At 42.5% G+C, this 4766-nt stretch carries 5 protein-coding genes and 1 pseudogene; all 6 read left to right on the forward strand.

Annotated elements, in window-relative coordinates; translation table 11 throughout:
• Positions 1-113: pseudogene (locus tag B4H32_RS09430) on the forward strand (ParA family protein); the annotation flags it as partial.
• The gene (locus B4H32_RS09435; protein WP_004682244.1) at positions 110-997 is read left to right on the forward strand and encodes a ParB/RepB/Spo0J family partition protein; all 888 of its coding nucleotides are present in this window, start codon (positions 110-112) and stop codon (positions 995-997) included. The pseudogene B4H32_RS09430 and the gene B4H32_RS09435, both read left to right, overlap by 4 nt.
• Before the next feature lie 47 nt (positions 998-1044).
• On the forward strand, positions 1045-1674 hold the full coding sequence (locus B4H32_RS09440; protein WP_286802580.1) for a MotA/TolQ/ExbB proton channel family protein: 630 nt from the start codon (positions 1045-1047) through the stop codon (positions 1672-1674).
• A gap of 14 nt (positions 1675-1688) precedes the next feature.
• On the forward strand, positions 1689-2117 hold the full coding sequence (locus B4H32_RS09445) for an ExbD/TolR family protein (RefSeq protein ID WP_004682240.1): 429 nt from the start codon (positions 1689-1691) through the stop codon (positions 2115-2117).
• The gene (gene msbA / locus B4H32_RS09450; protein WP_286802583.1) at positions 2114-3841 is read left to right on the forward strand and encodes a lipid A export permease/ATP-binding protein MsbA; all 1728 of its coding nucleotides are present in this window, start codon (positions 2114-2116) and stop codon (positions 3839-3841) included. The genes B4H32_RS09445 and msbA overlap by 4 nt, the downstream gene beginning before the upstream one ends.
• A gap of 2 nt (positions 3842-3843) precedes the next feature.
• A partial coding sequence (lpxK, locus tag B4H32_RS09455; RefSeq protein ID WP_286802586.1) for a tetraacyldisaccharide 4'-kinase occupies positions 3844-4766 on the forward strand: 923 nt, incomplete at its 3' end.

Consider the following 4766-nt stretch of genomic DNA (forward strand, 5'->3'; position numbering starts at 1 on the left):
ATGGTTTGCCAGTGATCTATTTCGAAAAAAGTTCAAAAGGTGCGGTTGCCTATTTAAACCTTGCCGCAGAAATGTTGAAGAAAAGTAAAGTGAAAAAAGGAAGTGCTGTATGAGCATCAAAAAACGCGGATTGGCTAAAGGTCGTGGTTTAGATGCGCTATTGGGTTCAATTCAAAAAGAAAAACTGCAACTCGAAGCACAAGCCCTGGATCATGGTGAACTCAAGCAGATTGATGTCAACTTATTAAAACGTGGCGAATATCAGCCACGCCGTTTTATTCAGGAACAGGATTTACAGGAACTTGCGTCATCCATCGAGAAGCATGGGGTGATGCAGCCAATCGTGATTCGTCCTGTTGACGATGAACAGCACCCTTACGAAATCATTGCGGGTGAACGTCGTTGGCGTGCAGCGCAGTTAGCGGGTTTAACTCAAATCCCTGCCATTGTTCGTGAACTGAACGATCAGGTCGCAATTGCATTGGCACTGATTGAAAATATTCAGCGTCAGGACCTCAATCCAATTGATCAGGCAGTTGCTTTGCAACGTTTTCATGATGAATTTGGTTTAAGTCATCAGGAAATAGCCGATACTGTGGGTAAAGCCCGTACCACAGTGAGTAACTTATTACGCTTACTCAGTCTGGCTGACCCAATTAAGGACCTGATGCAACAGGGGCAGATTGATATGGGACATGCCCGTGCCATTCTCACCCTGAAAGCCAAAGACCAGATTGACGTGGCGCAAATCGTGATTGAAAAAGCCCTGTCAGTGCGTCAGACTGAACAACTGGTACGTGAGTGGTGTGAACCAAAGCCTGAAAAGGAAAAGGTGCAGGTTTCTCCTGATATTGAACAATTGACTCAGAAACTGTCGGAACGTTTTGGGGCAAATGTGAAAATTGACCATAACCAAAAAGGTAAAGGAAAAATGGTCATTCATTACCACTCATTGGATGAGTTGGATGGAATTTTAAATATTTGTTTACCTAACTAATATTCAAGGTGCGTCCTTTTATATTTTAAATATTATTGGGGAATAATATGTGGGAACTTGTGAAAGCGGGTGGTTGGTTAATGCTACCGCTTATTCTCTCATCAATTTTTACGGTTGCAATTTCAATTGAACGCTATATTCGGTTAAAACGGGCACAGGTACTGCCACAGACATTATTGGTCAATGGTTCGGATGCTGAATCTGTCATTTCACAACTAGAGCAGGATGCTGCCGCAAAAAGTCCTTTGGGTCGTATTCTTAAGGCAGGATATGAACATCGTGACCAGGGCGAGCAGTTTGCGCGTGCGCAGATGGAGGCAACTGCTTCACGGGAAATCAGCCATCTGGAAAAAAATATCAATTTTCTGGGTACCTTAAGTGCCATTGCACCTTTGCTTGGTTTGTTAGGAACCGTACTTGGTATTATTGAATCATTTTTAGTGATTGATATCGGTTCTGCTGGAAATGCAAGTATGATGATGCCTGGTATCTCTAAAGCATTGATTACTACGGCTGTAGGTATGCTGATAGCGATCCCTGCCATGATTGCCTACCGTTATTTTCAACGTGTAGTACATGAATATATTGCTGAGTTAGCACAACAATCAACATTATTTCATGCTGCACTTTTCTACAAAAAAGCACCTCATGTGCAAGAACATCGCCATGCAAGCTGAGCATAGGTGACATTATGAAATTTAAACGTTCTCAAGTTGAAGATATTCATATCAACCTGACACCCATGATTGACTGTCTGTTGTTCATTCTGGTGTTCTTGCTATTGTCCACAACATTCAGCCAGCAAAGCCGTATCAATCTGACTTTGCCCGATGCACAGGGTGTGCCACCAAAACAGTTCGATCAGAAAATTGAAATCATGGTAGACTCAACGGGACATTATTCTGTGAATGGTCAGGCATTGTCAACCAAGGATATTGCGGATTTAAGTACCGCAATCAAGCAGGCTGCACAGGATCGGCGTGATCTCATGTTTATTATTGCGGCGGATGCCAAGGCAACCCATCAGGACGTGATTCGTGTGATGGACGTGGCAGGTCAGCTTGGCTTTGTTAATGTCAATATCAGCACTAAAGTTCCGACTAGAGGTTTTACTGAGTGAATCAGGATTTTAAGGTTTATTTGCGCCTCATCTCATATTTAAAATCTTATTGGGGTATTGCCTTATTTATATTGATCGGTTTTGCGATTAATGCCACAACAGAAGTCTCAGTCGCCAAGCTGATGAAATATATTATCGATGCCATTCAAAATGGTGATCGAGAGAATCTGAACTGGTTTCCTGTTTTAATTGTGTTATTGATGTTTTTTCGTGGCGTTGGATTATTTTTAGGTGGATATTTTACCGCCGTTATTTCACGTCAGTTGGTCTTTGGTATTCGTCAGGAAGTTTACGCCAAACTATTAAGACTCCCTGCACAATATTATCTTGATCATAGCTCTGGCCATATTACTGCCAAGTTAATGTATAACGTTGAACAGCTTTCAGCCGCATCATCAGAGTCTTTGACAACCCTGATCAAAGACGGTTTGATTGTTATTGGGTTGTTGAGTTATTTACTGTATACCAATTGGCGTTTAACACTATGTTTTATTGTCTTTATGCCAGTGATTGGTATCCTGGTGCGTATTGCCTCGAAAAAAATGCGTAAGCTTTCGATTCAGGTACAAAATACCATGGGTGATGTCAACCATGTGGTACAGGAAACCATCAATGGCAATAGTGTCGTCAAAAGCTTTACAGGTGAAGCATTTGAACAGCAGCGTTTTTATAAATCGTCAGAAGAGAATCTTCGCCGTGGCTTAAAAATGGTGGTGGTGCAAAATATTAACAGCCCGATTATCCAGTTGATTTTATCTTGTGCGATGGCAGTGATTTTATGGATTGCATTACGTCCACAAGTTTTGGGTGACACTTCGGCTGGTGAGTTTGTTGCCTATATTGCAGCAGCAGGTTTAATCTCAAAACCTGTGAAGAACCTGACGGATATTAATGAAAAATTACAGCGTGGTTTGGCAGCAGCCCATTCTGTATTTGAACTGCTGGACTTGCCTGAAGAACAGAATAGAGGGCAACTCACGCCTGTGCTGAAAGGCAATATCCAGTTTGAGCATGCAGATTTACGTTATGAAGACGGTACGCATGCGATTAAAGATTTTTCTTTAAAGATACATTCTGGACAGACAGTTGCATTGGTGGGACGTTCAGGTGCGGGTAAAACCTCATTGGTGAATATGCTGCCACGCTTTCAGGAGTTAAGCGGTGGGCAACTGAAGTTTGATGGTGTGCCTGTTCAGGACATTGAATTGTCTTGCCTGAGATCACAGATTGCAATGGTCAATCAACAGGTGATTCTGTTTAATCGTTCAGTCCGTGACAATATTGCCTATGGTCAATTACAGGATGCAAGTGACGAGAAAGTGATTGCGGCGGCAAAAGCGGCTTATGCACATGACTTTATCATGAACTTGCCACAGGGTTATGACACTGTTCTCGGTGCGCAGGGCTTGAGCCTTTCTGGTGGTCAACGTCAGCGTATTGCCATTGCAAGAGCGATTCTCAAAGATTCTCCAATCCTGATTCTTGATGAGGCAACCAGTGCGCTGGATAATGAGTCTGAATATTTTATTCAACAGGCTTTTGATGAGGCGATGCAAGGTCGTACTACCATTGTGATTGCGCATCGTTTATCGACCATTGAAAATGCTGATGTGATTGTGGTGATGGACAAAGGGCAGATCATTGAACAAGGCACACATACCGAATTGCTCGCAAAACATGGCATGTATTATCAATTGCATCAACGCAATTTTGAGGAACACTAAACATGTCTATGGCGCAAACCATTCAGGATGCCTGGAATAAACAGGCAGCATGGTTAGTGTTGTTGCGTCCATTGTCATGGTTGTACCGTTTTGGTTTTTGCCTGAATCAGGGCTTGTATAGAACTGGAATCAAGAAAGTATTTACCGCACCTGTGCCTGTGATGGTGATTGGTAATATCACGGTTGGGGGAAGTGGCAAAACGCCGTTGTTGATTCAACTGGTCAAGTATCTTCAACAACACAATATTCGTGTTGGGGTGATTAGCCGTGGTTATGGCGGTAAGGGAGATTTTCCTGCGCTGGTGACCACAACCTCTGAACCTGATCAAGTGGGTGATGAACCCTGTCTGATTGTACAGGCAACCCATGTTCCCATGGCGGTTGGTCCAAACCGTCAGGCAGCGATTGAACTGTTATTAAAATCTACCGCGATTGACCTGATTATGAGTGATGATGGTTTGCAGCATTGGGCTTTGGCACGTCAGCTTGAATGGATTGTGCTGGATCAAAACCGTGGTTTGGGCAATGAAAAGTTATTACCTGAAGGTTATCTGCGTGAGCCTAAATCACGCTTAAATAGAAGTACGGTCATTGAACATACTAAAATTGCACGAGCTCAGCGAAATATGCATTTAGAGATTGGCCAACCTTATTTGCTTAATCCCAATTCAAGCACAAACACTTTTGATGCCAAGCAGTATTTTAATGCTGTGGTGGGGATTGGCTTTCCGCAGCGTTTTTATCAAACACTAAATAAGCTGGGTGTTAACCAATATCAGGCACATGAGTTTCCAGATCATCATGATTATGAAATTGCTGATTTAAGCTTTGGTAATTCTGATGCCATCATTACGACTGAAAAAGATGCGGTCAAGTTCAAGACATTGTTAAAGCAATATCCTGAATTTAATATTCCTATTTGGGT

The organism is Acinetobacter sp. UBA2063, assembly GCF_002333245.1.
GTDB classification, from domain to species: domain Bacteria; phylum Pseudomonadota; class Gammaproteobacteria; order Pseudomonadales; family Moraxellaceae; genus Acinetobacter; species Acinetobacter parvus.